The organism is Acinetobacter sp. 243_ASPC, assembly GCF_001054715.1.
Taxonomy (GTDB): domain Bacteria; phylum Pseudomonadota; class Gammaproteobacteria; order Pseudomonadales; family Moraxellaceae; genus Acinetobacter; species Acinetobacter soli.
The window spans coordinates 133,455-157,390 of the sequence record NZ_JVOR01000095.1 but is presented as its reverse complement, the minus strand read 5'-3'; the positions used below and the strand labels follow the sequence as shown (position 1 = coordinate 157,390).

Annotated in this window: 20 protein-coding genes; 6 read left to right on the top strand and 14 right to left on the bottom strand. The window is 43.9% G+C overall.

The genetic code is table 11. The annotated features are described in order from the left end of the window. Positions 1-206: 206 nt before the first annotated feature. The 4 genes from ADA42_RS12850 to tatA all read right to left on the bottom strand — a co-directional run bounded on the left by ADA42_RS12850 (position 207) and on the right by tatA (position 3,821). The gene (locus tag ADA42_RS12850; RefSeq protein ID WP_048765634.1) at positions 207-2,195 is read right to left on the bottom strand and encodes a PhoX family protein; all 1,989 of its coding nucleotides are present in this window, start codon (positions 2,193-2,195) and stop codon (positions 207-209) included. Between the two features lie 178 nt (positions 2,196-2,373). Next, on the bottom strand, positions 2,374-3,135 hold the full coding sequence (tatC, locus tag ADA42_RS12845; RefSeq protein WP_004932804.1) for a twin-arginine translocase subunit TatC: 762 nt from the start codon (positions 3,133-3,135) through the stop codon (positions 2,374-2,376). Continuing rightward, positions 3,132-3,587 (bottom strand): Sec-independent protein translocase protein TatB, encoded by a 456-nt coding sequence (gene tatB, locus ADA42_RS12840; protein ID WP_004943731.1) that lies wholly within the window; start codon positions 3,585-3,587, stop codon positions 3,132-3,134. Before tatB ends, tatC begins: the two co-directional genes overlap by 4 nt. 12 nt (positions 3,588-3,599) lie before the next feature. Next, entirely contained in the window at positions 3,600-3,821 is a 222-nt protein-coding gene (gene tatA / locus ADA42_RS12835) for a Sec-independent protein translocase subunit TatA (protein ID WP_004932808.1), read from the bottom strand. Positions 3,822-3,970: 149 nt separating this feature from the next. Between tatA and ADA42_RS12830 the strand changes: the two genes are divergently transcribed. After that, complete coding sequence (locus ADA42_RS12830; RefSeq protein WP_048765631.1) at positions 3,971-4,864, top strand: AEC family transporter; 894 nt, start codon at positions 3,971-3,973, stop codon at positions 4,862-4,864. Positions 4,865-4,894: 30 nt separating this feature from the next. On the opposite strand, the gene rdgB is transcribed toward ADA42_RS12830, so the two are convergent. The 7 genes from rdgB to ADA42_RS12795 all read right to left on the bottom strand — a co-directional run bounded on the left by rdgB (position 4,895) and on the right by ADA42_RS12795 (position 13,169). Then, positions 4,895-5,527 (bottom strand): RdgB/HAM1 family non-canonical purine NTP pyrophosphatase, encoded by a 633-nt coding sequence (rdgB, locus tag ADA42_RS12825; protein WP_004932814.1) that lies wholly within the window; start codon positions 5,525-5,527, stop codon positions 4,895-4,897. 79 nt (positions 5,528-5,606) lie between these two features. Further along, the gene (locus ADA42_RS12820; RefSeq protein ID WP_004932816.1) at positions 5,607-6,194 is read right to left on the bottom strand and encodes a tetratricopeptide repeat protein; all 588 of its coding nucleotides are present in this window, start codon (positions 6,192-6,194) and stop codon (positions 5,607-5,609) included. Beyond that, positions 6,191-6,784 (bottom strand): methionine biosynthesis protein MetW, encoded by a 594-nt coding sequence (gene metW, locus ADA42_RS12815; protein ID WP_004932817.1) that lies wholly within the window; start codon positions 6,782-6,784, stop codon positions 6,191-6,193. The genes ADA42_RS12820 and metW overlap by 4 nt, the downstream gene beginning before the upstream one ends. Next, positions 6,784-7,947 carry a homoserine O-succinyltransferase MetX gene (gene metX / locus ADA42_RS12810; protein WP_048765629.1) on the bottom strand — a complete coding sequence of 388 codons (1,164 nt, stop codon included), beginning with the start codon at positions 7,945-7,947 and terminating at the stop codon, positions 6,784-6,786. The genes metW and metX overlap by 1 nt, the downstream gene beginning before the upstream one ends. Before the next feature lie 85 nt (positions 7,948-8,032). Beyond that, complete coding sequence (leuA, locus tag ADA42_RS12805) at positions 8,033-9,730, bottom strand: 2-isopropylmalate synthase (protein WP_004943722.1); 1,698 nt, start codon at positions 9,728-9,730, stop codon at positions 8,033-8,035. 451 nt (positions 9,731-10,181) lie between these two features. Continuing rightward, positions 10,182-10,865: a Fe2+-dependent dioxygenase gene (locus ADA42_RS12800; RefSeq protein ID WP_048765628.1), complete on the bottom strand. Its 684-nt coding sequence runs from the start codon at positions 10,863-10,865 to the stop codon at positions 10,182-10,184. A 108-nt stretch (positions 10,866-10,973) separates the two neighbouring features. Further along, positions 10,974-13,169: a TonB-dependent receptor gene (locus ADA42_RS12795; protein WP_048765626.1), complete on the bottom strand. Its 2,196-nt coding sequence runs from the start codon at positions 13,167-13,169 to the stop codon at positions 10,974-10,976. Positions 13,170-13,703: 534 nt separating this feature from the next. Here ADA42_RS12795 and tig point away from each other — a divergent pair. The 4 genes from tig to ADA42_RS12775 all read left to right on the top strand — a co-directional run bounded on the left by tig (position 13,704) and on the right by ADA42_RS12775 (position 18,039). Further along, complete coding sequence (gene tig, locus ADA42_RS12790; protein WP_004932831.1) at positions 13,704-15,038, top strand: trigger factor; 1,335 nt, start codon at positions 13,704-13,706, stop codon at positions 15,036-15,038. 194 nt (positions 15,039-15,232) lie between these two features. Then, complete coding sequence (gene clpP, locus ADA42_RS12785) at positions 15,233-15,838, top strand: ATP-dependent Clp endopeptidase proteolytic subunit ClpP (RefSeq protein WP_004932834.1); 606 nt, start codon at positions 15,233-15,235, stop codon at positions 15,836-15,838. A gap of 28 nt (positions 15,839-15,866) precedes the next feature. Then, positions 15,867-17,180, top strand: a complete 1,314-nt coding sequence (gene clpX / locus ADA42_RS12780; protein WP_004943716.1) for an ATP-dependent Clp protease ATP-binding subunit ClpX — start codon at positions 15,867-15,869, stop codon at positions 17,178-17,180. Positions 17,181-17,325: 145 nt separating this feature from the next. Further along, positions 17,326-18,039 carry a DUF2846 domain-containing protein gene (locus tag ADA42_RS12775; RefSeq protein ID WP_004943714.1) on the top strand — a complete coding sequence of 238 codons (714 nt, stop codon included), beginning with the start codon at positions 17,326-17,328 and terminating at the stop codon, positions 18,037-18,039. Between the two features lie 54 nt (positions 18,040-18,093). Here ADA42_RS12775 and ADA42_RS12770 read toward each other — a convergent pair whose 3' ends face one another. Further along, entirely contained in the window at positions 18,094-19,620 is a 1,527-nt protein-coding gene (locus tag ADA42_RS12770; RefSeq protein WP_004943712.1) for a fumarate hydratase, read from the bottom strand. Between the two features lie 162 nt (positions 19,621-19,782). On the opposite strand from ADA42_RS12770, the gene ADA42_RS12765 reads away from it, so the two are divergent. After that, on the top strand, positions 19,783-20,391 hold the full coding sequence (locus ADA42_RS12765; RefSeq protein ID WP_048765624.1) for a class I SAM-dependent methyltransferase: 609 nt from the start codon (positions 19,783-19,785) through the stop codon (positions 20,389-20,391). Between the two features lie 68 nt (positions 20,392-20,459). Here ADA42_RS12765 and pta read toward each other — a convergent pair whose 3' ends face one another. Beyond that, positions 20,460-22,622 (bottom strand): phosphate acetyltransferase, encoded by a 2,163-nt coding sequence (pta, locus tag ADA42_RS12760; protein WP_004943707.1) that lies wholly within the window; start codon positions 22,620-22,622, stop codon positions 20,460-20,462. 41 nt (positions 22,623-22,663) lie between these two features. Further along, positions 22,664-23,869, bottom strand: coding sequence for an acetate/propionate family kinase (locus tag ADA42_RS12755; RefSeq protein WP_004932868.1), 1,206 nt, complete (start codon positions 23,867-23,869; stop codon positions 22,664-22,666). Positions 23,870-23,936: the final 67 nt, after the last annotated feature.

Here is a 23,936-nt window from a genome sequence, read left to right as displayed (position 1 = left end):
CAATAAATGGATATCAAAATTTTCCATTCAAAGTAGAGTTTTAATATGACGGTGTCTTTACACTCTGATTGCAATTCGATGAATTTAAGCAAGTTTTAAGCTTACACTGAATTGAAAAATGCTGGATGTATACCTGCAGTTTATACTGATCAAAAAATTGAGCCTGCGGTTGCGAGCTCAATTTTTTATGGTTCAAGCCATCTAGATTAAGATTTTTTTACACTCGACGGCGCAATTGGGTCTGCGGTGATATAGCCGACAGCCGCAGCATAACCGTTGCTGTAATTGGCATTGATATAACTTTGTAAAGTACCTTTTACATTTGAGTGAATGCCTTCCCAGTCACCCGGATGCTGGAAGTTGCTCATGATATAGGTCCAGCCATTAATCGAATCTACCGCATGCAAACCAGTCGATTCAGCGCCTGATGGCGTCGACAAAATACGCGAGAGTACTTTGGTATCAACGTTATACGCCCACAAGAAATTATTGACATGCATGCCGCTGTCTTCGCCAATAAATAAGGTGCGCAAACTTTCCGAAAACTTCAGGTTGTCTGGATTGGCAATTTTATTCGGATTTGCCGTATTGCCTAGTGCATCTGGCGATGCAAGATCTTCACCAGTAATCAAGACACGCGATTGATACGCAACCCAGTCACTATTGATGACCGCACCCGTCGAGTCGATTTGACCGCCTTTCATGTCGTGGGCAACCACAGCGCCTGAATTGATTGCAGCACTAAATGACACGTTATTAGATTCTGTCCAGCCAGCGCCATTTTTGACCATCGATTTTTGTAAATACGATACGGCAGAGTAAGCCACTTTATCTTTGATATTGACGGTTGTTCCTTCAAGTTTGGTAAAGGCCATACTACCGCCTTTAAGTGCTGCATAACGGTGTGTTTCAAGAAACGCCGCAGCTTTTTCCATTCCCGATTTAACTTTTACCCAGAGGGTTTTGGCATTGAGGATAATCTTGGTGTAACCAGTTAGATCGGCAGGTTGAGTGGTCAGACTCTCCATGATATCGCTTGGCTTGATTTTGCGAACGTTAATCAGGTCTGAAATCTCTTGGCTGGTGGCGTGACCTAAATTAATCCATTGAATTGGGGCAATGGTATTTTCAGAAAATACACTGGTGTATTTGGCGACATACAGTGTACCTGCAGATAAGTCTTTTTCTTTGTCTGCAACAAACATGAAAAAGCCACCGTTGGTATAGTCATCACCCATAATTAAGGTACGGTTGTCTGGCATTACTTGCACCAGTTCATGAGAAATACGCCCCAAACAGAAATGCTTCTTCACGCTGCCTGTACCGTCTTTATTGACTGTAATTTCAGGCAAGTGACCATAGTTGTACGGATTGGCAGTCGTGCTATCACCAAAATAGTTTTGGCTATATGCGGTCACGGTACTCAACGCTGTACCAATACCCTGATCAAAGGCGTCTGGCTCGTATTCTTCGCTCGACAGATGTGTTCCCCACGGTGACATGCTGGCACCACAGGTGATCCAGAGTCCGTAGGCACTCGACATATCAACGTTGTAATATTTCTTCAGCTCTAAATGACCGGTTTTTTGGTCTTGATCGAGTGTCAAAATCGCAATCGGAGAAGGCAGCTTGCCATACATGCTGGCACCTGCCTGATCTTTAGTGGTGTATTCAAATTGCACTACATGAAAAACCGGATTGGTGACACCTGCGACACTGGCATTGGGTACCGTAATTAATGAAGAACCATCTGGACAGTCAGAAAAGAATTGACGCTCTTTACCCGCCACCGACTTATCGACAATTGGGTTGCCTTTTGCATCGACATAACCCCCTGCAATGATGGTTCCACCACTCAGGTTAGGCACAGAGTCGCCTGTTTTGAAGAATGGCTTATAGGCCAACTGATAGTCAGTTTGTGAGCCGTCGTCCCAGCTTACGCTCAGTTTCGAGTTGACCGTTGTGGTGGCCATTGCAGCAGGATTGGCAAGTGAAGGGGCATCCATTGAGGTAAAGGTTGCCGTTTTTAAATTAACGGTTTTGGTTGGCATCGTAGTGGTGCCATTATCACTGTCATTGCAGCCTGCCAGTGTCGCGGCTGTTGCCATAGCCCCGAGTGGTAAAAAAGGAAGACCAGTAAACCATTTGAGTAGATCGCGACGGGTAGGATGTTGATTTGCCGGTGTCGTTGTCATGAGAGATCCGTGTTCATTATATGTGAGAAGGAAAACAGCACTGATTTTAGAAAAGCTTAATGACGCTTTTTTTGCACTTTGGTGTCAGATTGAAGACAGTGTGATGAATGGCTTATATGAATTTATGAAACTGATGGTGCTTAAAAATACGAAAATAGCGCATAAAAAAACGCAGAGATTAAGCTCTACGTTTTTCCAGCATTTTTCCAAACAGAAGTCCCAATTCGAACAATAGCCACATTGGTACCGCGAGCATGATCATCGAAATCGCATCGGGTGGTGTAATAAACATTGAGATAAAAAAGCATCCCACCACAATAAAGCGTCGCTTTTCAATCAAGCTCTGAGTGCTCACAATGCCGATTAAAATAAGCAGCAAGGTGGCGATTGGAATTTCAAAGGTAAATCCAAAAACCAGAAATAACTTTAAACAAAAGTCCAGATAACTGTTGATGTCAGTCATCGGGGCAACTGTTTCTGGTGAAACACTCATAAAGAAATGCAAGATACCGGGCAGGGCAATAAAGTATGCAAATGCAATGCCGGTATAAAAAAGCACAATACTGCCTACAAGTAGCGGAATAGCCAGATGTCTTTCCTTTGCGTATAGCGCGGGCTTAATAAAGGTCCAAAGCTGAAATAGGATAAACGGCATTGCCAACATGAGTGCAACACATAGATTGAGCTTGAACGGCGCCATAAATGTAGCGGTAACGTCGGTGGCAATCATCGACGATGTACTTGGCATCTGGCGACGCAGAGGCTCAGACAGCCACTGATAGGTGGTGTTTCGAAAAGGCAATAAAATAAAAAACAAAAGCAGTGTCACGCCCACAATCTTAAAAAGATGACGTCTTAAAGCAATCAAATGTTGAGTAATAGGCATCTGCTCCAGAGACTCTGGTGCAGGCATGATGTCATTTGAAGGAAGCTGGCTCATACGGCAATCTTTAACTCGACAGAAGAATGTTGAGGAATCACATCATTTTGGCGTTCACATCTTCGAAGTTGTTGATGTGTACAAAACGGTACAACGTGCTGTGGCACATGACACAAGATGTAAGTTGTTTTTAGCTGGGGTGCACAAGCGGCTTCAGGTTGCTCTGCGAGATGGATTCGTTGTTCTTGAGAGGCTTTTTCGATTTCTTTTAAACGGGCCTGCATACTTTGTTCTAACGAATGTAAACGGTCTAGCTCATCTTGCATTTCTTTTCTAAATTCAGACAGCTTGAGCTCACGATCAATCTTGTTTTGTATATTGGAAATGTAACGTTTGGCTCTGGCATACCAGCGGCCAGCAAAGCGTGCGGCAACCGGAAGTTTATCTGGGCCTAGTACCAGCAGGGCAATTATCCCAAAGCAAAAGAGTTCACCAAAACCGACATCTAACATAGCAACGTACTCTTAGCTTTTAGCAGAAGAACGTTCAGCCGTCTTCACTTCTGCATCAATCGTGCGCGGGGTGTGTAATTGTGCATTTTCTTCTGTTTCATCGCGCATTGATTTTTTAAAGTCTTTAACCGCGCCGCCGACATCTTTACCCAGATTTTTTAGTTTTGACGTACCAAATAACAGCACCACCACCACTAAAAAGATAATCACGTGCCAAATCGATAAACCTGCCATTTTTTCTACTCCAATGTTTTGCAGATATTTGAGCAAGAAGGCATGACAGGAATGTGACTGATTTATTTCAGTTTTAAGACAAGCGTATTTTAAGCGAGTGCTGTTAGACTCAAGTTGAATGAGTTTATTAAATATATTAAGGCGATGTTGTGAATTTAATTTTGCCCGTCGTGGCATTTATTGTTGGGCTTTTGCTGGCACAAGGAACATACAGTGAGCGACTCAAGCCATGGCTTGCCACTGTGCTTGCCCGTGTATTTATCCCAGTTGTCATTATTTACAACATGGTGTTTTATCAGGCGGGAAGCCTTGCCTTAATGCTGTTTAGCTTCGTTGTCTCTTTAATCTTGTTTGCTGTCTATATGGCCTTGTTTAAAGAGCGACTGGGCGCACTGTGCTTTAGTTATGTCAATATGGCGTGGCTGGGCTTTCCTTTTGCAATTGCGATTTTTGGCCCTCAAATCAGTTCGGCCATGGTGGCGCTTTATATTGGCGGTTCTATTTTTGGCAATATTTGGGCGGTCACAGCTGTTTCTGATGCGCCGCAGTCCATGCGGACCATTGTGCAAAAGGTCGTACAGTCTCCGCCATGTATTGCGCTCATTCTGGCTGGGCTATGCCGTTTGGTCGGGATACAAAATATTCACGATCCTCACATATTTGAGCTTATTTACAGCGCTGCGAAAATAGGGATGAGCTTTGCTGGCATGTGTGTGCTCGGCATGTGGTTACGACATACAAAAGTGCATGTTCAGGATTTAAAACGTAGTGCTGCCATTTTAGGTTTAAAAGTGATCTGCGGTGTTGTGCTCTGCACAGCAGCTTATTTTTATTTACCGATTGCCAATATGCAGCAATCGATTGGCGTAATGTTTTTACTGTTTTGCTTGCCACCCGCGGCGAATATTGTGGCACTGGAAACACATTATCAAGGTACCGGTGTATCGGCTAAATATATTGCATCAGGTACAATCATGAGCTGTATATTGATTGCACTCTATGCACTGATAATTCATACAACATCTTTGCTGAGTTGGATGTAAGGCGAGCCTCACATCCACTTCGAGGCGTGATTAAACCGATGTCGAAAGACTGTCGCGGAAAAGCTGCATGGCTTTACCACGGTGACTGATTTTATTTTTTTGTTCTTTTGGCATTTCGGCGCTACTCATACCGAGTTGAGGTAGCCAAAACAGCGGATCATAGCCGAAACCGTGCTCACCTTGCGGTGCATTAAGAATCTCGCCATGCCAGAAACCTTCAAAAATACGTGGTAGTGGATCATCAGCATGTTCCACAAAAGCCAATACACAGACAAACATACCGGCAATCGGCTGATTGTGCTGTCGATAAGGGCGTAAATCCTCTAAAAGCTTTGCGTTATTGGCGGCATCATTGCCATGATCGCCCGCATATCGTGCTGAATAAATACCCGGCGCACCGCCCAAAACAGGTACGCACAGGCCCGAGTCATCTGCAATAGCGGGTTTACCTGAAATCTTGGCGGCATGGCGCGCCTTGATAATGGCATTTTCGATAAAGCTTAAACCATCTTCAATGGCATCGGGAATATTGAGCTGACCTTGCGGAATGACATTAACAGGAAGTTTGAGTTCGGCAAACAGTTTTTCAAACTCACTAATCTTCCCTTTATTGTTACTGGCTAAGACCAGTGTGCCTTGATTTAACCATGCTGAATTGGACATAACAAATGCTCGAACAAAATTTTGAGGTGATTTTAACAAAAGAAAAAGCACCCGAAGGTGCTCTTAATGCTAAAAAAATTTACTGCGCTTGAATCCATTTGTCTGCACGGTCAACCGCTTGACGAATCTGATCTTGGGTCAGGTTTGCTGCCAAAGCTGTTTTTTTGCTTTGCGACATATTGATGACTTTATTGTCAAGCATGCCATCGCGGGTGGACAGTTCGTACCACTGATAAGCACCCTGATAGTTTTTCTTTTGCTCTTCCATCATTGCCAGATTGTAGCTGGCACGGTTATCACCATTGCTGGCCGCTTTTTCAAAGTACTTACGCGCCATGCTTTCGTTTTTAGCTACACCCACGCCATCTGCATACATACGGCCTACATTTAACTGAGCAGGGGATAAGCCTTGATCTGCTGCTGCTTTAAACCAGGTAAACGCTTGCTTATCATCTTTGGCAACATCTTTACCATGTTGGTAATGTGCGCCCAGATAAAACTGAGCACCTGCCTGACCAGCTCGTGCAGCTTGAGTCAATTCGCTGATACTCATCACTGAATAACGTGCAGCTTGTGCAGCAATCGATTGGGGTTGTGGAACGTAATCGGCATGTGCTTGAAAACTTAAAAGTCCAATTACTAGTGTGCCAAACAGTGCTTTTTTCATAGAGCGCTCACTCGATAAATTGCGACTTCACCAAACAAATTCGGGACATGCTTACTCAGAAGGCTCCCTTGCTGATTCCCATTCACGGCAAGTCGATTAATAATTTGAATATCATTTTCAGCACAGAGTGCTTCAAAATCCTTAAATGTACACAGGTGGATATTGGGTGTGTTATACCACATATACGGCAGCGCATCTGAAACAGGCATCATTCCTTTCAAGGCTAAAAAAGAGCGCGTTTTCCAGTGCGCAAAGTTTGGAAAGGTAATAATGGCTTGTTTCCCTACACGCACCATATCGCGTAATAACACGTCTGGTGCATCGACGGCTTGCAGTGCTTGTGCCATCACCACCGAGTCAAAAGACTGGTCGGCAAAACGGCTCAAGCCCAAGTTCAAATCCTGTTGAATAATATTTAACCCGCGACTGACCGCAATTGCAATCTTTTCTTGATCAATTTCTAGTCCATAGGCACGAATTTGATGTTTTTTGCTCATATGGGCCAATAATTCACCATCGCCACAGCCCAAATCCAGCACACTTGTACCCGGTTTAATCCATGTTTCTGCCAGTTGTTGGTCAATACGCATTAGATCGCCTCCAGATTTGGTGTCGATTTGAGATGTGCCTCACCACCTAAAAATGCGCGAAGCGTTTTGACGTAAAGTGGAATCGGAAACAAAAATGAATCGTGACCTTGCTCGGCATCGATATCGAGATAAGTCACAGGTTTATGATTGGTAATCAGCGCATCTACAATTTCTTGTGAACGCTCAGGTGCAAAACGCCAGTCGGTGGTAAAAGACACCACTAAAAAGCGACATTGTGTTTTGGCCATGGCGCGGGTCAGCGACTGCTCGTATTCACGTGACGGATCAAAGTAGTCGAGTGCCTTGGTCATGATTAAATACGTATTGGCATCAAAGTTTCGGCTAAATTGCTCGCCTTGATAACGTAAATAACTTTCGACCTGAAACTCAACATCAAAGCCATACATAAATTTACCCGATTTTAAATCTCGGCCAAATTTTTGCTTCATGGCTTCTTCTGATAAATAGGTAATATGCCCCACCATACGTGCCAAAATCAGACCACGTTTTGGGTAACTGTCATGTTCTAAATAACGACCGTGATAGAAGTCGGGGTCGGAAAGAATCGATTGGCGGGCAACCTCATTAAAGGCAATATTTTGTGCAGAAAGCTTTGGCGCACTGGCAATAATCACACAGTTTTTGAGGCGATCTGGATAATCGACCGACCATTGCAGTGCCTGCATTCCGCCCAAAGAGCCACCAATCACGGCATACCATGCATCAATTTTTAGACGATCTGAGAGTAATGCTTGTGTTTTGACCCAGTCACGCACCGTCACCAGTGGAAAGTCAGGACCATAAGGACGGTTTTCATTTTCAGGATTAGGAGAAGTCGGGCCTGTCGATCCGTTACATCCGCCAATGTTGTTTAAGGCCACCACAAAAAATAAATTAGTATCAATCGCTTTGCCGGGGCCTATGCATGCATCCCACCAGCCTGCTTTTTTATCGTCTTGATGATGATAACCTGCTGCATGATGATGACCAGATAGGGCATGGCAAATCAAGATGGCATTCGTATGATCGGCATTGAGTGTACCGTAGGTTTCAACCATAAGTTCGAAACGCGGCAAGATACGTCCACATTCTAAATGCAAAGGATCTTCAAATTGGAATTTTTGCGGAGTAACCAACCCCACTGAGTCAGATGGAAAAGACACGGGAGCAATTCGCCTTTTATCTTTAAATCAATAATAAAAGAAAGGATACCATAGGTATCCTTTCAAAAAGAGGGTTTTAGCGAGATTAAACTGCCGCGGCGGCCACTTGATCCGTACTGAGCACGCCTTGCTCAATCAAGCGGTTGGTACAGGCTAAAATCGCTTCAATAGATGAAGTGACTGTATTGTCGTGTACGCCTGCACCAAATGCACTCTTGCCGGTTCCTTTAACCTGAATTTCAATCAACGTGAGGGCTTTTGCATTGGCACCCGAACTAATACTGCGTTCTTCGTAGTTCAAAACATCAATTGGCAATTGAAGCGCATTCATAAAGGCCGAAATTGGTCCATTGCCTTCACCGCGAAGCTGCTGGACTTCACCGTCGATATCCACATCTAACTCAATAATTTGAGTACCATTAATATCTGAAAGACGATAGTTTTTGGCAGTATAGTGCTGCTCTTTCACTTTCACATAAGTGTCTTGGAACAAGGTCCAGATATCAGATGCACTGATTTCGGTTCCATTTTCGTCGGTACGCTGCTGTACAATCTGTGAAAACTCGATCTGTAAACGACGAGGCAACACCACGTTGTAATTCGATTCGAGCAAGTAAGCAATACCGCCTTTACCAGATTGGCTGTTCACACGAATCACGGCATCGTAGTCGCGGCCCAAATCTTTTGGATCGATTGGCAAGTATGGCATATCCCAGATGTCTTCGTTTTTCTGGAACTCAAAGCCTTTTTTAATGGCATCTTGGTGTGAGCCTGAAAATGCAGTGAAGACCAAATCACCCGCATATGGATGACGTGGATGCACAGGCAAGCCAGTACATTCTTCAACTGTCGCAATGATTTCATTAATATTAGAAAAATCTAGCTCAGGTGCAACGCCTTGGGTGTACATGTTTAATGCAATCGCAGCCACATCGACATTTCCGGTACGCTCGCCGTTTCCAAACACGCAGCCTTCCACACGGTCTGCACCAGCCATAATGGCAAGTTCAGATGCCGCAATACCACAGCCACGGTCATTATGGCAATGCACCGAAATAATCACACCGTCACGACGAGCAAGATTGCGATGCATCCACTCGATTTGGTCGGCATATACATTCGGTGTAGAAACTTCGACTGTAGCCGGTAAGTTTAAAATCACTTTGTTTTCAGGTGAGGCTTCCCAGATTTCGGTGACAGCATCACAGACATCTTTGGCCACTTCTAATTCAGTGGCAGAGAAACATTCTGGGCTGTATTGAAAAATCCAGTCGGTCTGAGGGTATTGTGCAGCGTATTCTTTTACTTTTTCAGCAGCATTGATGGCCAATTTTTTGGCACCCTCAACGCCAACATTCAACACTTTTTGGCGGAAAGTTGGAGAGTTCGCATTGTAAATGTGCACAATTGCACGCTTGGCACCCACCAAAGACTCAAACGTACGTTCGATCAAGTGATCACGTGCCTGAACCAATACCTCAATGTACACATCATCTGGAATATGATTTTCTTCGATGAGTTTACGGGTGAAATCAAAATCGATTTGTGATGCCGATGGAAAGCCAATTTCAATATGTTTGAAGCCGATTTTGACCAACATTTGAAACATTTTAAATTTCTGTTCAATGCTCATCGGCTCAAAAATGGCTTGGTTGCCATCGCGTAAATCCGTACTCATCCAGATCGGCGCTTTGGTGATTTCGTTATTTGGCCACTGGCGATCAGGCAAATCGACACGTTGGTACATACGACGATATTTCTTGCTTGGATCTGCTAACATCATGAGAGTGCTCCTTGTTGCAGTGTGCATGCTGTCGTGTTATTGGCGTTGCACACTGCTCTTATATGGGAATTCAATAAAAAAGTGAAAGTCAAAAATTAAGGCTGCCGATTACGGCATAAGGTTTATACGCGCGCGAGGCGCAGCATCAGGAGAGCCATGATGGATGTGGTGAGCGAGGGACAAGCAAAAACGTGTTTCATTTCCATATACCATGAGTTAAATGCTGAGGTATTTCAATTCACTCAATACCATTGTTGATCATTTGAGTCTAGGCGAAAAACCACAGGCATGCAAAATTATAGTGTAGATTTTAATTTGAAAAACTGGAAAATATTTCCCTGAGTTTTGCATATAATTTAAATTAAGTGGAAATTTTTCCCACTTAAAATTCTTAATTCGATAAAAATTATTATCTCTAAAACATTTTCCGAATATTGTAAGTATCTGCTTATTACAGCTCAGACCACATGCGCATGAGGTTGTGGTAGATGTTGGTTAGCTTAACCACTTCAGCATAACCATCGCCATGCTGCATGCGAAGACTACGAACACTTTCATCTAAGTTAAACAACAAATGACGTTTACTGTCATCACGAATTAAGCTTTGCACCCAGAAAAAAGAGGCAAAACGTGTCCCGCGAGTAATGCTGCTCACTTCGTGTAGGCTGGTCGCGGGATACAGTACAACATCTCCGGCAGGAAGTTTGACTTCATGATAGCCGTAAGTGTCTTCAATCACGAGTTCACCGCCATCGTATTCGTCTGGTTCACTCAAAAATAGCGTACATGAAAGGTCAGTACGCATTTGCTGCTGTGTGCCTCGAATTAACCGAATCGAGTTGTCGACATGAAAGCCAAAGCTTTCTTGAACATCGTAACGGTTAAACAGGGGGGGGATCATTTGATGCGGAAGTGCAACTGCCTGAAACATCGGATGATTCCAGATGGCTTTCATGACAAGTTCACTTAACTCGTGGGTCAGCGGGTCTTGCTCTGAAAGTTGTTGATTGTTTTTTACAGAGGCAGACAGTGTTCCCGCGGTAACTTTTCCATTGACCCAGTTGGCACTGTCCATAAGGATACGAAATTCGGCAACTTGTTCTTTACTGAGAACATTTGGAATATGATGGATCACGTGTAAAACCTGTCTGTTCAGTGGATTCAAAATTAAAAAAATAGCCCCATGCTGAGGCTATTTTAAATGATCAAGCATCAATCTCAACGAGGTTGAGCTGAATATCGATTAGTATTTAAAGTTGATTGCCAACACTGCATTGCGACCGTCACCTTCAAAAGCATAATGTGCCGCATGTGCGCTAGTGAAATAGCGTTTGTCCGAAATATTGTTAATGTTGAGCTGTAGATTCACATTCGGATTAATATCGTACTTGGCCATGGCATTATAAATGGTATAAGCCGGCAAGTATTTCTCTGCTGTTGTACTTGAGTTAACAAAGACTTTATCTTTGTACTGCGCGCCTGCACCGAGGGTGAGTTTTGGCATCACTTTATAAGTTGACCAAAGCGTCGCACTGTTTTTGGCTACAAATGGAATTGGACCGCCTGATGGTAGGGCTACACCACGTGAATAGCCACCATTTTTCAGTTCGCTATCGAGGTAGCTATAGCCGGCAGAAATATCCCATTTTTGTGTGATATGACCGTTTAACTCCAGCTCAAAACCATCAACTTTGCTGTCACCTACATTTGAATATAGACCAGATGCGTCCTGAATACGTGTATTTTGCTTTTCGGTACGGAAAATGGCAGCTGTTAAATTAGCACGCTTATCAAATAAATCCCATTTAGTGCCCAATTCGGCAGTACGTGCTTTTTCAGGTGAAAGATCTGCAATCGAGGTACTCACACTGGATTCGCTGCTGTCTCCTTGACCAATTCCCACAGGGTTTGCAGATGTGGCATAGCTTACATAGATGCTACCATTTTCTGTTGGCTTAAAAGTTAGACCAGCTTGATAAGAGAAAAAGTCACTGTCACTGTCTACATCGACACCTGTAGATGCGACACCAGCATAGGTCATCGCGGCTTTATGATATTTCACACTGGTATCAAATTTGTCCCAACGCACGCCTAAATTCAGTAACCATTGTGGCGTGAATTCAATGCTATCCAGTGCGTACAATGAAGTTGTTTTACTGCGTGTGGTATACATATTGGCATAAGGTGTAATGGTACCCGTGTATGCCGGATTACTTGGGTTATAGAGATCTGTGCATTGATAGTTGGTGCTGGTACAAGTGCTACTTGTGGCAGGTGTGATATATAGACCAAGATCAGTGCTTTGATCGCTGTATTCAATACCAGTATTAAAACTGTGCTTGAGCATGCCAGTATTAAATTTACCAGTCAGAGCAAGTTGATCTGCAAAGGCATCGGTATTTGAGATACGACTCAACGAATGACCACGCCATACGGTGCCATTGGCCACATTACCTTTTGAATCGTCAGCATTAGTATAAATGTAGTCAGTTTTGGATTTGGTATAGGTGGCTACATTCGATACAGTGAGATTATCACTTAAATCGTGTTCAAGCTTGAACGTACCAATGTGGTTTTCGCGTTTATCAAAATCACGATTTTTCCAGCCGTAGTAAGTGCCTTGCTTTACCGAAATCGGCTTGCCGCCTGTGGTTGGAAATGGAATACCTGCATCTGGTTCATCGTAGCTTTGTAGGTAGTAATAACTGAGCAAACCACGTGTTGCAGTACCCAGCCCCCACGCAATACTCGGGGCTAAACCGACACGATTGTATTCGGCACCATTGCTTTGGCCCGGCTTTTCATTTTGATGTCCCATCACGACCACACGGCCTGCAACACCGTTACCAAAGTCTTTGTTGGCATCGAGTTGAATATGACGGTAATTATCTGTGCCGCCAGCAACAGTCCCTTGGTATTCATCGCCTTGGTGTGCCTGTTTGGTGATCAGATTGATACTACCACCCACACCGCCACCACCTGAAAGAGTAGAGCTTGAGCCTTTGGTGACTTCAATTTGTTCGACTGCAAAGTTATCACGATTTTGTGTGGTGGCATTTCTTACGCCATCTACATAAATGGAAGACTGCGCGCTATATCCACGGATATAAGGCGTATCACCAAATGGTGTACCGCCTTCACCGGCTGCAAAGGTAATGCCTGGTACATTTTGCAGTGCTTGGGTTAAAGAAGTTGCACCAGTGTCCTGTAGTAATTTTTGTGAAACGATCGCAACGGATTTTGGGGTATCGAGTAGCGGCGCGACATATTTTTTGTTGGCAGATGTATCAACTTTTAAGCTTTCTGTTTGTTCTGCTTGTGCACGAATGGTCGCAAGGTGAGAGACCTCGTCTTGCGCAATAACGGGAGTGGCCATAACAGCGAGGGAAGAGGCAATAGCAGAAGAAACTATCTTCTTTCGAGTGGTGATAAACGCCATAGAAGTCTCAGTATCAATAAGAAACAGTATGCGAATAATAATGATTATTATTAAAATTTGTAGTCGAATGTAATTGGATTTAATTATTAAAAATGGAGAAATTATGGAATTTAAACGATACCAAATTTTCTATTTTAGTATAGGTTATTGTTTTAATTTATATTTTTTAAAGTAATTAAATTTTAAGAAGAGAAAAAATCATTTTTTTATAACTTTTTTAAGACTTTTTTAAGATTTCAATAAATTTTTTTAGTAGTAATGACTAAAAGACTTTACATCATTTAGGTAAATGCGCTGAGACTTTCTTTCAGCTATTCAATTCATCACGATAAAGTGGTGATCTAGCGCAATCTGTGCTGTAAAGATGCTACAAATCTGATTTGATCGCTTCATCAGACCTATTTCAGCCAACTTTACCTTGAAAAATGAATAAAAAAGTTGCAATTTCATGATCCGTTTTGTATATCGGTAAAGTTGTCATATAATGTGGCACTTTAAAAATTGTTACTACCTAACCAAATTATCGAGGAAGCCATGCAAGTAACGACTGAAGCGGTTTCGGGCGTTGCCCGTCGTTTAAATGTTTCTGTACCGACGAGCCGTATTAATGAGCAATTTGAAGCTCGTTTAAAACGCACTGCCAAAACTGTGAAAATCAACGGCTTCCGTCCTGGAAAAGTGCCTTTGTCTCGCGTTCGTTCAGATTTCGGTGCTGGCATTTACCAAGAAGTGGTCAATGACATCATTCGTGACACCGTATTTGAAGCGATTCAACAAGAAAAAATCAATGCTGTTGGCATGCCAAACATTGAAAAAGTTGAACATAAAGATGATGCTTTGGTGTACGAAGCAACTGTCGAAGTGTACCCAGAAGTTGAAGTAAACGCGTTTGATGCATTAGAAGTTGAGCGTAAAGCGACTGAAATCAACGACAAAGACGTTGATGTCATGATCGAAAACTTGCAAAAACAACGTCAAACTTGGGCTGTGACCAAAGGCATGGCGAAAAAAGACATGCAAGTAACTTTTGACTTCGAAGGCGAAGTAGACGGTGAGAAGTTTGAAGGCGGTTCTGCTGAAGACTTTAAATTGGTCTTGGGTTCTGGCCGTATGATTCCGGGCTTTGAAGACGGTATCGTGGGCATGAAAGCGGGTGAAGAGAAAGTTATCGATGTGACTTTCCCAGAAGATTACCAAGCAGCTAACCTCGCAGGTAAAGCAGCGAAATTCAAAATCACTGTGAAGCAAGTTGAAAAACCAAAGCTTCCAGAAATCGATGCAGAATTCTTAAAAATCTTCGGTCTTACTGAAGAAGAAGGCGTAGAAAAGCTAAAATCAGATGTACGCAAAAACATGGAGCGCGAAGTACGTAACGGTCTTCGTAACCAAGTGAAACAAGCGACTTTTGATGCACTTGTTGCAGCGAACGAAATCGAAGTGCCTGAAGCAATGGTTGCACAAGAAATTGATCGTCAGCGTCAGCAAATGATTCAGCAGTTCACGCAGCAGTTTGGTGGTGCAGGCGCTCAATCATTTGACAAGAGCATGCTTCCAGACGAATTGTTCAAGGAACAAGCTGAAAAATCAGTGAAACTTGGCGTACTTGTAAGCAAAGTACTTGCTGATGCGAAACTTGAAGTTGATCAAGCGCGTGTTGATGCCTACATCGACGAAATGGCATCTTCTTACGAAGATCCAACAGAAGTCGTTGAATACTTCAAAAATGATCAGCAACAACGTGCTCAAATCGAAGCTGTTGTGCTTGAAGATCAAGTAGTGGACCACATCTTGGCTGCTGCGAAAGTAACAGATACAGCGGTATCTTACGAAGAGTTGTTAAAAGAACAGCAAGCTCGCCAAGCGCGTTAATTGTTGTTGATAAAAAAGGGCGCGCAAGCGCCTTTTTTTATGGTTGTAGTGATTTTGTTGTGTTTCAACCAAATCCGCTATCTTCAGCTGAAATTATCTGATATTTCCTTTGGAATCTTTTTGCAATTTCAGTAATTATCCCTCATATTGTGATTATGGGTTAAGTTACAAAAAATTTAGGAATAAATAAACGTATGTATGTTCCAACGATTGAAAATGCTTTAGTTCCTGTTGTAGTTGAACAATCATCACGCGGCGAGCGTTCATTTGATATTTTTTCACGTCTTTTACGTGAGCGAGTCATCTTTTTGACGGGTGAAGTCGAAGACAATATGGCAAACTTAATTGTTGCTCAGATGTTGTTTTTAGAAGCAGAGAACCCAGATAAAGACATCCACCTTTACATCAACTCACCAGGTGGGTCGGTGACAGCGGGTATGGCAATTTATGATACCATGCAGTTTATCAAGCCTGATGTCGTGACTTACTGTATGGGTCAGGCTGCATCTATGGGTGCTTTCTTGCTGAATGCGGGTGCCAAGGGCAAACGTTATTGCCTTGAAAATGCACGTGTTATGATTCACCAACCTTTAGGTGGATTCCGTGGTCAGGCATCGGATATCGAAATTCACGCACGTGAAATTCTATTTATCAAAGAGCGCTTAAATCGTCTGATGGCAGAGCACAGTGGCCAAGACTATGAGCGTGTCGCACGTGATACCGATCGTGATAATTTCATGACTGCGCAAGCGGCAAAAGAATACGGTTTAGTCGATGCAGTGCTCTCTAAACGTCCCTAATTTTTAAGATTTAAGTTGTGGAGTAGATATGTCCGAACATCCTCAAGGACAAAAACACTGTTCATTCTGTGGCAAGTCTCAGTCTGAGGTTGGGAAACTAATCGCAGGCGAGAACGCCTATATCTGTAATGAATGTGTGGATGTGTGCTTGGATCTTGTTCAAACGAGCCAGCAAGTTGAAGCAGGAGATTGGGCAAGTCGTGATTTGCCAAAACCTCATGAGATTCGGGCGGCACTCGATCAGTATGTGATTGGTCAAGATCTGGCAAAGAAAACCTTATCTGTTGCGGTATATAACCATTACAAGCGTTTAAAAGCAGGGCAGTCTGGGCAGGCCAACAAGCAACATGCAGTCGAAATTGCAAAAAGTAATATTTTGCTGATTGGACCAACGGGTTCTGGTAAAACTTTACTGGCACAAACACTGGCACGTTTGCTGGATGTACCGTTTGCAATGGCCGATGCCACCACCCTTACCGAAGCAGGTTATGTGGGTGAGGATGTGGAAAATATCGTACAGAAGCTGCTTCAAAAAGCAGATTACGATGTCGAGAAGGCGCAAAAAGGGATTATTTATATCGACGAGATCGATAAAATTACCCGTAAGTCTGAAAACCCATCTATCACACGCGATGTTTCGGGTGAAGGTGTGCAGCAAGCCTTGCTTAAAATGATTGAAGGCACTGTGGCTTCTATCCCGCCTCAAGGTGGTCGCAAGCATCCACAGCAGGAATTCATCCAGATTGATACTTCAAATATCCTGTTTATTTGTGGTGGTGCTTTTTCTGGTCTGGAAAAAATTGTACAGCAGCGCCATGAAAAAGGTGGTATCGGCTTTAATGCTGAAGTCAAAAAGAAAGACGAAAGCAAAAAGCTGGCTGAGCTTTTCCGTCAGGTTGAGCCAACCGATTTGGTTAAATTTGGTTTGATTCCTGAATTTATTGGCCGTTTGCCAGTGATTGCAACGCTCGAAGAGCTAGACGAAGCAGCACTTATGCAAATTTTGACTGAGCCAAAAAATGCATTAACGCGTCAATACGAATCTTTATTCCAGATGGAAAATGTAGATTTGGTATTTGAAGAGTCGGCTTTACGAGCCATTGCCAAAAAGGCATTAGAGCGTAATACCGGTGCACGTGGTTTACGTTCGATCATGGAAAATGTATTGCTTGAAACCATGTACGACCTACCAAGCCGTCAAGATGTGGGTACTGTGATTGTCAATGAAGAGGTGATTCAGGGCAAAGCTGCGCCTGTTTACAAGAAGGAACATTTAGCCAAAACATCTGGTCAAGAGCAAAGTGCTTCAGACCTAAAGGTGATTGATTCAAAATCGGCTTAATTTGTTTCGTCTGAAAAAGCATGATTTGTTTACGCATTTCATGCTTTTTTATTGGCTTTAAAAACGGCTGGTGTTAATCTAAAAAAACAAAAGATGCAAAGTGATTGCTCAAAAATAATTCAAAAAAAGCGCTTCGAGGGATGTCATGCGTAATCTATGTTTTTTATTATGTGGTGTGGGGTTGCTTACAGGATGTCAGCATAGTGTGCCTCAATCGTCTGATGTGCAAGCACTGCGCTCGACTTTACCGCCTGTCGATGTGACGCAGAAACCCGGAATTACCGATCAGTATCATGTCGGGAAATTTAGCGTGGGAGGGTGGGTCAATCAAAAACTGGGTCAATACTTTCAACCCATTCAGCCACAAAATCCACAAGCGGCCGTGGTGTATCTATATCGACCCGACACGCGCTGGAATCAGCAGGAAATTGCGGCAGCCAATTTATTTATCAATGGTAAACGTATTCCAAGCTTGTTAAACAATCATTATTACTGGATTGAGCTTCCCGCGGGTACCTATCGACTGTCGAGCAGTCGTCCACTTACAGTGTTTCATTTTCAAGACCCTAAATATATCGACATGAGTGTTGAGGCTGGACAAAGCTATTACGTGAAATACGATGAAGAAAATCCAGGGCGCAAAGAGCGCTCTGGACCATTTTTAATCGTGCCTGAAAAAACTGGGCGTAATCAGATTGCATTTACCCGCCTAAAATCATCGAGTTATAATTTTGTTGCGCAAGATCAAAACGGTAAAATTCGAAGTAAAGCGCAAGAGCTTAAACCGGCAAAGTACGATGAAAAGAGTGATGTATTGTTGGTCAAGCCGTTTAAACTGTGGAATCCACTCACATGGTGAGTGAACACAAAATCTGAAGAATAAAAAAGCGCCCGAAGGCGCTTTCTCTTTTGATTAACCCGCAGTAGCATCAATCACAGGGATTTTGCCAATTTTTTCTTGCCAGATTTTAGGTGCAATGGCATGTACCGATGTACCGTTTACATCAACTGCAACGGAAACCGGCATATCTTCAACTACAAATTTGTAGATGGCTTCCATCCCCAAATCTGCAAAGGCAACCACTTCGGCTTCACGAACTGCTTTTGAAACCAAATACGCTGCACCACCGACAGCCATCAGGTAAGTGGCTTGATTGTCTTTAATCGCTTCAATGGCTGTTGGGCCACGGTCTGCTTTACCAATCATGCCAAACAGACCCGTGTGCTCAAGCACTTTACGTGTGAATTTGTCCATACGCGTTGCGGTTGTTGGGCCAGCAGGTCCAACCACTTCGTCACGTACAGGATCAACCGGACCAACGTAGTAAATAAATTTACCTTTTAAGTCGACAGGAAGCTCTTCGCCGTTGTCGATCATTTCGACTAAGCGTTTATGCGCTGCATCACGGCCAGTATACATGGTGCCACTAAGCAACAAGGTATCGCCCGGCTGCCAAGAGTTCATTTCTTCTTGGGTGATAGTGTCGAGATTCACGCGTTTTGATTTAGACGCATCCCACGTCACTTCTGGGTAATCTTCAAGTTTAGGGGCTTGAATATGCGCTGGGCCTGAACCATCTAGCTGAAAGTGGGCATGACGAGTTGCGGCGCAGTTTGGAATCATACCAACAGGCTTACCTGCTGCATGACATGGATAATCTTTAATTTTAATATCGAGGACTGTGGTTAAGCCGCCCAAACCTTGTGCACCAATCCCGAGCGCATTTACTTTTTCAAAGATTTCGATACGAAGTTCTTCGATTTTGTTTTCTGGCCCACGGCGAAGTAGCTCGTCCATGTTGATTTCTTCCATCAATGCTTCTTTGGCAAGCATCATGGCTTTTTCAGCAGTACCGCCAATCCCGATACCGAGCATACCTGGCGGACACCAGCCAGCACCCATGGTTGGAACTGTTTTGAGTACCCAGTCTACAATCGAATCTGATGGATTGAGCATGGCAAGTTTAGATTTGTTTTCAGAACCGCCACCTTTTGCTGCAACAGTAATGTCAACTTTGTTGCCCGGAACGAGCTTATAGTGAATCACGGCAGGTGTATTGTCTTTGGTATTTTTACGACCAAAAGCCGGATCTGCAAGCACTGAAGCACGCAGTACGTTGGTATTTTCAAGATAACCTTGGCGTACACCTTCATTGATTGCATCGTCTAGGCTCATGCTCAGATCAAACTTAACGTCTAGACCTACATCAACAAAAACGTTGACGATCCCCGTATCTTGACAGATTGGGCGATGGCCTTCTGCACACATACGAGAGTTGATGAGAATTTGCGCGATTGCATCCTTTGCAGCTTGGTTCGCTTCACGGTCATACGCGCGGCTCATGGCCTGAATGAAATCTTGCGGATGATAGTAGGAAATGAACTGAAGGGCGTCCTTGACCGAAGTGATCAAGTCTTCTTGTTTGATAATTGTGGTCATACCAAAAAATCTCTTGAGCGGGCAGTTAGCTAGCGGGCTAAATTATATGATAAAACGATCAGGCTGTGGGGAGTTTTGGCGAGATTTTGGCTAAAGGTCGAAGGGATACATAGATTGCGATTCAGAGCAGGAAATTGTGCTTTTAATACAGAGAAGATCCTAATGCAGTATAGTGATTTAGCAAAAAGTATTATTGAAATTTATCAAAAACATGGTCGTGATTGGACACAGTTAAGAGGCGATTTTCTACACGAAAAAATATGGCTTGATCGTTTTTTAGGTCTATTACCCATGTCTGCAAAGGTAGTTGATTTGGGATGTGGTTCGGGGATACCCATTGCAAAATATTTGATTGAACAGGGTTGTCAATTGACGGGAGTTGATGCGTCCACAGTCATGCTAGATATGGCACAGCAAAATTTTCCTGAACAGATATGGATAAATGCCGATATTCGTCAGTTTCGTGCTGAGCAAACCTTTGATGGTATCTTGGCGTGGGATAGTTTTTTTCATCTTAACCCTGAAGATCAGCGCCAGATGCTTGCACAGTTTTCAATGCATGCTGCATCAGGTGGTGTGCTTATGTTTACCAGTGGGCCAAGCGATGGGGAGGCGATTGGTGATATGTTTGGTGAGCCACTTTATCATGCCAGTTTAGATGCCGCAGAATATCGGAACTTACTGGCTCGATATGGCTTTAAAATCATCAAAATGATTGCAGAAGATCCAGAATGTACTGGACATACGGTATGGTTGGCTCAAAAGAAGTAACACTGGTAATCAATTTAAAAAGCCACTTGATCGTGGCAAATGGCTTTTTAAAGAGCGATTAAAAGTGATTATGAGGCTAGCGCAGCAGCTTTTGCTTCAAGTTGCTGCTCGGCCTGAATAGCGGTCAGCGCAATGGTAAACACGATGTCATCGACCAATGCGCCACGTGATAAATCATTAACCGGTTTATTTAGACCTTGCAACATCGGGCCAACACTCACCACGTTTGCCGAGCGCTGAACTGCTTTATAGGTGGTATTACCCGTATTTAAGTCTGGAAAAATAAACACATTGGCGCGGCCAGCGACTTTTGAATCTGGTGCTTTTTGTCGGCCAACACTTTCAACCGAGGCGGCATCGTATTGCAGTGGTCCATCAATCAGTAAGTCTGGGCGACGTTGTTTGGCAATTTCAGTGGCACGGACCACTTTTTCTACGTCTGCACCTGTACCTGAGGTGCCGGTAGAGTAACTGATCATGGCAATGCGCGGTTCAATGCCAAAGGCTTTTGCAGAATCTGCCGATTGAATGGCAATCTCGGCCAGTTGATCGGCATCTGGGTCTGGATTAATTGCGCAATCACCATACACATAAACTTCATCTGGAAGCAGCATGAAAAAGACAGAGGAAACTAAAGAATAGTTGGGTGCTGTCTTAATCAATTGAAAAGCGGGGCGAACTGTATTGGCGGTGGTATGAATTGCACCAGAAACCAATCCATCCACCTGATCGAGTGCCAGCATCATGGTGCCTAAAACTACGGTATCTTGAAGCTGCTCTTTGGCTTGAAGATCGCTCAGCTTTCCTTTACGTAGCTCCACCATTGGTGCGATGTACTGATTGCGAATCAGATCGGGATCAATAATTTCCAGATCATCGGGCAATTCAATTCCTCGTGCTTTGGCTACCTCCACCACAGTTTCTGGTTTGGCCAACAAGATACAGTGCGCAATCCCGCGAGACTGGCAAATGGCAGCGGCCTGAACGGTGCGTGGTTCATCGCCTTCTGGCAGTACAATGCGCTTTTTGGCTGCAATTGATTTTTGTACCAGCTCATGACGAAATGCCGATGGAGATAAACGGGGCTGAACCCCTGTATTAATCTGGGCTTGAAGCCAAGTCACATCGATATGACTTGAGACAAAACGCGTGACTTGTTCTGCACGTTCGGTGTCGTCGGTAGGGATCTCGTTTCCAAAATCGGCCAGTCGTTGTGCAGTTTCCAGTGTATTGAGTTGGGTGTGTAAAATCGGTAAGCCTTGCTTGATGGCATGCTGACAAAAATCCAGAATTTGTGGATTCGGCGCTTTGCGTTCGGTGAGCACCAAGCCTGCCAGTGGAATACCGTTACTGGTGGCTAAGCTACTGGCCAACAGGACATCTGTGCGCTCCGATGCACTGATAATCAGTTCACCCGCAATAAACTTATTCAGCTCATATTCGATACTGGACGCAATTAGACTCGAATGCAAAATACGACGATGTTTGGCATCACCTTGATGAATCCAGTCACCTTCAACCACAGAGGCAATATCGAGCGTGCGCGGTACACTTAAGGTATTGCTAAAAGGCACCATGCCAATAATTGGCAAGGTTGGTGAGCCAAGATGTCGATTATAACGTTGTAGCTCTTTGCTAAAGTCTGCAATTTCATTATCTAGGCGCAATGATGGATCAATGGTCAGTGGAATATGCGCAGTTTCTTCAGGTAAGCCACGGGTACGCATAAACAGCACACCAGCGGTACGATTTGAGGATGTACCGCCAAACTGATGTAGATGTGCTTCAACTTTCTCTGCTGTACGACGCGGATTTTGCACATCTGCTGTACTCACCAGCACTACCTTTGCATCGAGTGCTTGAGCCAACGCCGCATTCAGTTCAGTCGCAAAATGATCTTGAGCAGTGGGCAAAAGGCCTTCCACAATGATCACGTCATAATTGGCTGCAACATTTCGATGTAGACTCACTGCTTCTTCGAGTAGTTCGTCGCGCTCACCGAGTGCCCAGCGTTGTAGCACTTTTTCGTGTGCAATCGAGGTCACGGTGGTGCCTTGGAAAAGATGGCTGAATAAGGAGGTGGTTCGATCCACCTGATTCGGGAGTTCCTGTGAAAATGGCTTTAAAAATCCGGCCTTAATACCGTTGCAATCGAGTGCATAAATCAGGCCTAAACAGGCTGAAGTCAGGCCAACGCCTTCCCCGGTAGGAATCAGTAAAAGAGTATTCATAACCGCCTTATCAAAAAAGAATTATAGAAATCATTGAATGCTTACGCCATTTGCACATGCACATCAGCAGTTTTAGCCTGTTCGACGACCTGTTCGGTTTCTTTGGCAATCCGGCCTTCTTCATCGGTTGGAATAACCCAGATTTGAGGTCCAGTGCCATTGTCGATTCGACCTTCCGTACCACGTTTTAAGCCGTTATTGCGTGTTTTGTCGAGCGCAAAACCAAAGTGTGGCAAATATGCCATGGTTTTTTCACGAATATATGCTGAGTTTTCCCCAATTCCACCTGTGAAGAATAAACCGTCAAGGCGTGGAAGTGCGCAGCTTAATGCAGCCAGCGATTTGGCTAAACGATAGCAGAACACTTCAATTGCAAGTTGGGCATCTTCATGCCCTGTATCTGCGGCCTCAATCAGCGTGCGCATATCATTGGAGAGTTGATCTGAAAGCCCCAGTAAGCCACTTTCTTTGTTGAGCATGGTGTCGATCTTGGCAATATCCCAACCTAGATTGCTGGCTAAAAAGCTATGAAGACTAGGGTCAATATCACCACTACGTGTGCCCATAACAACACCTTCAAGTGGGGTCATGCCCATCGACGTATCTTGGCTTTCGCCGTTCCAAATGGCGCAGGTCGAGCTCCCATTACCTAAATGAGCAGTTAACCAACCCCCTTGTTTAACTTGCCCTGCCAACTGACTTCCACGCTCTGATACATAAGCGTGACTGGTACCGTGGAAACCATAGCGGCGAACATTGTGTTCGGTAAACAAAAATTTAGGTACAGCATAGCGGTATGCATGTGCCGGCATGGTTTGATGAAACGCCGTGTCGAATACAGCCACTTGTGGCAATTCTGGGAACAAACGCATGGTGGCGTCAATACCAATTAAATGTGCTGGATTGTGTAGCGGAGCCAGCGGTGTGGCAGCGCGGATTCGATCAATAATTTCTGGCGTGAGGAGTTCGGCTTTGGTTAAGCTGCCGCCATGAACGACGCGATGCCCGATGGCTTGCGGTTTGTAATTGGCGAGTCGAGCCAATAAGGTTTCTAGTGCTTTTTCGTGATCTGCATATGGAATAGAGAGTTCAAGCGGCTCGCCTCCAACGGTAATACCTTTGATACGCGCATCTGCACCACCCAAATTCTCTGCCAGCCCATAGATCCGATCTTCACGACGTTCAGAAACCAACGCATATTTGATAGAGGAAGAACCGCAGTTAATAACTAATACTGATGTAGACACGATAGGTTACCCGATTGCTGTTGTAAATTATTTGTTCACTTGAAATTCAAATTCATGAACGATTCGA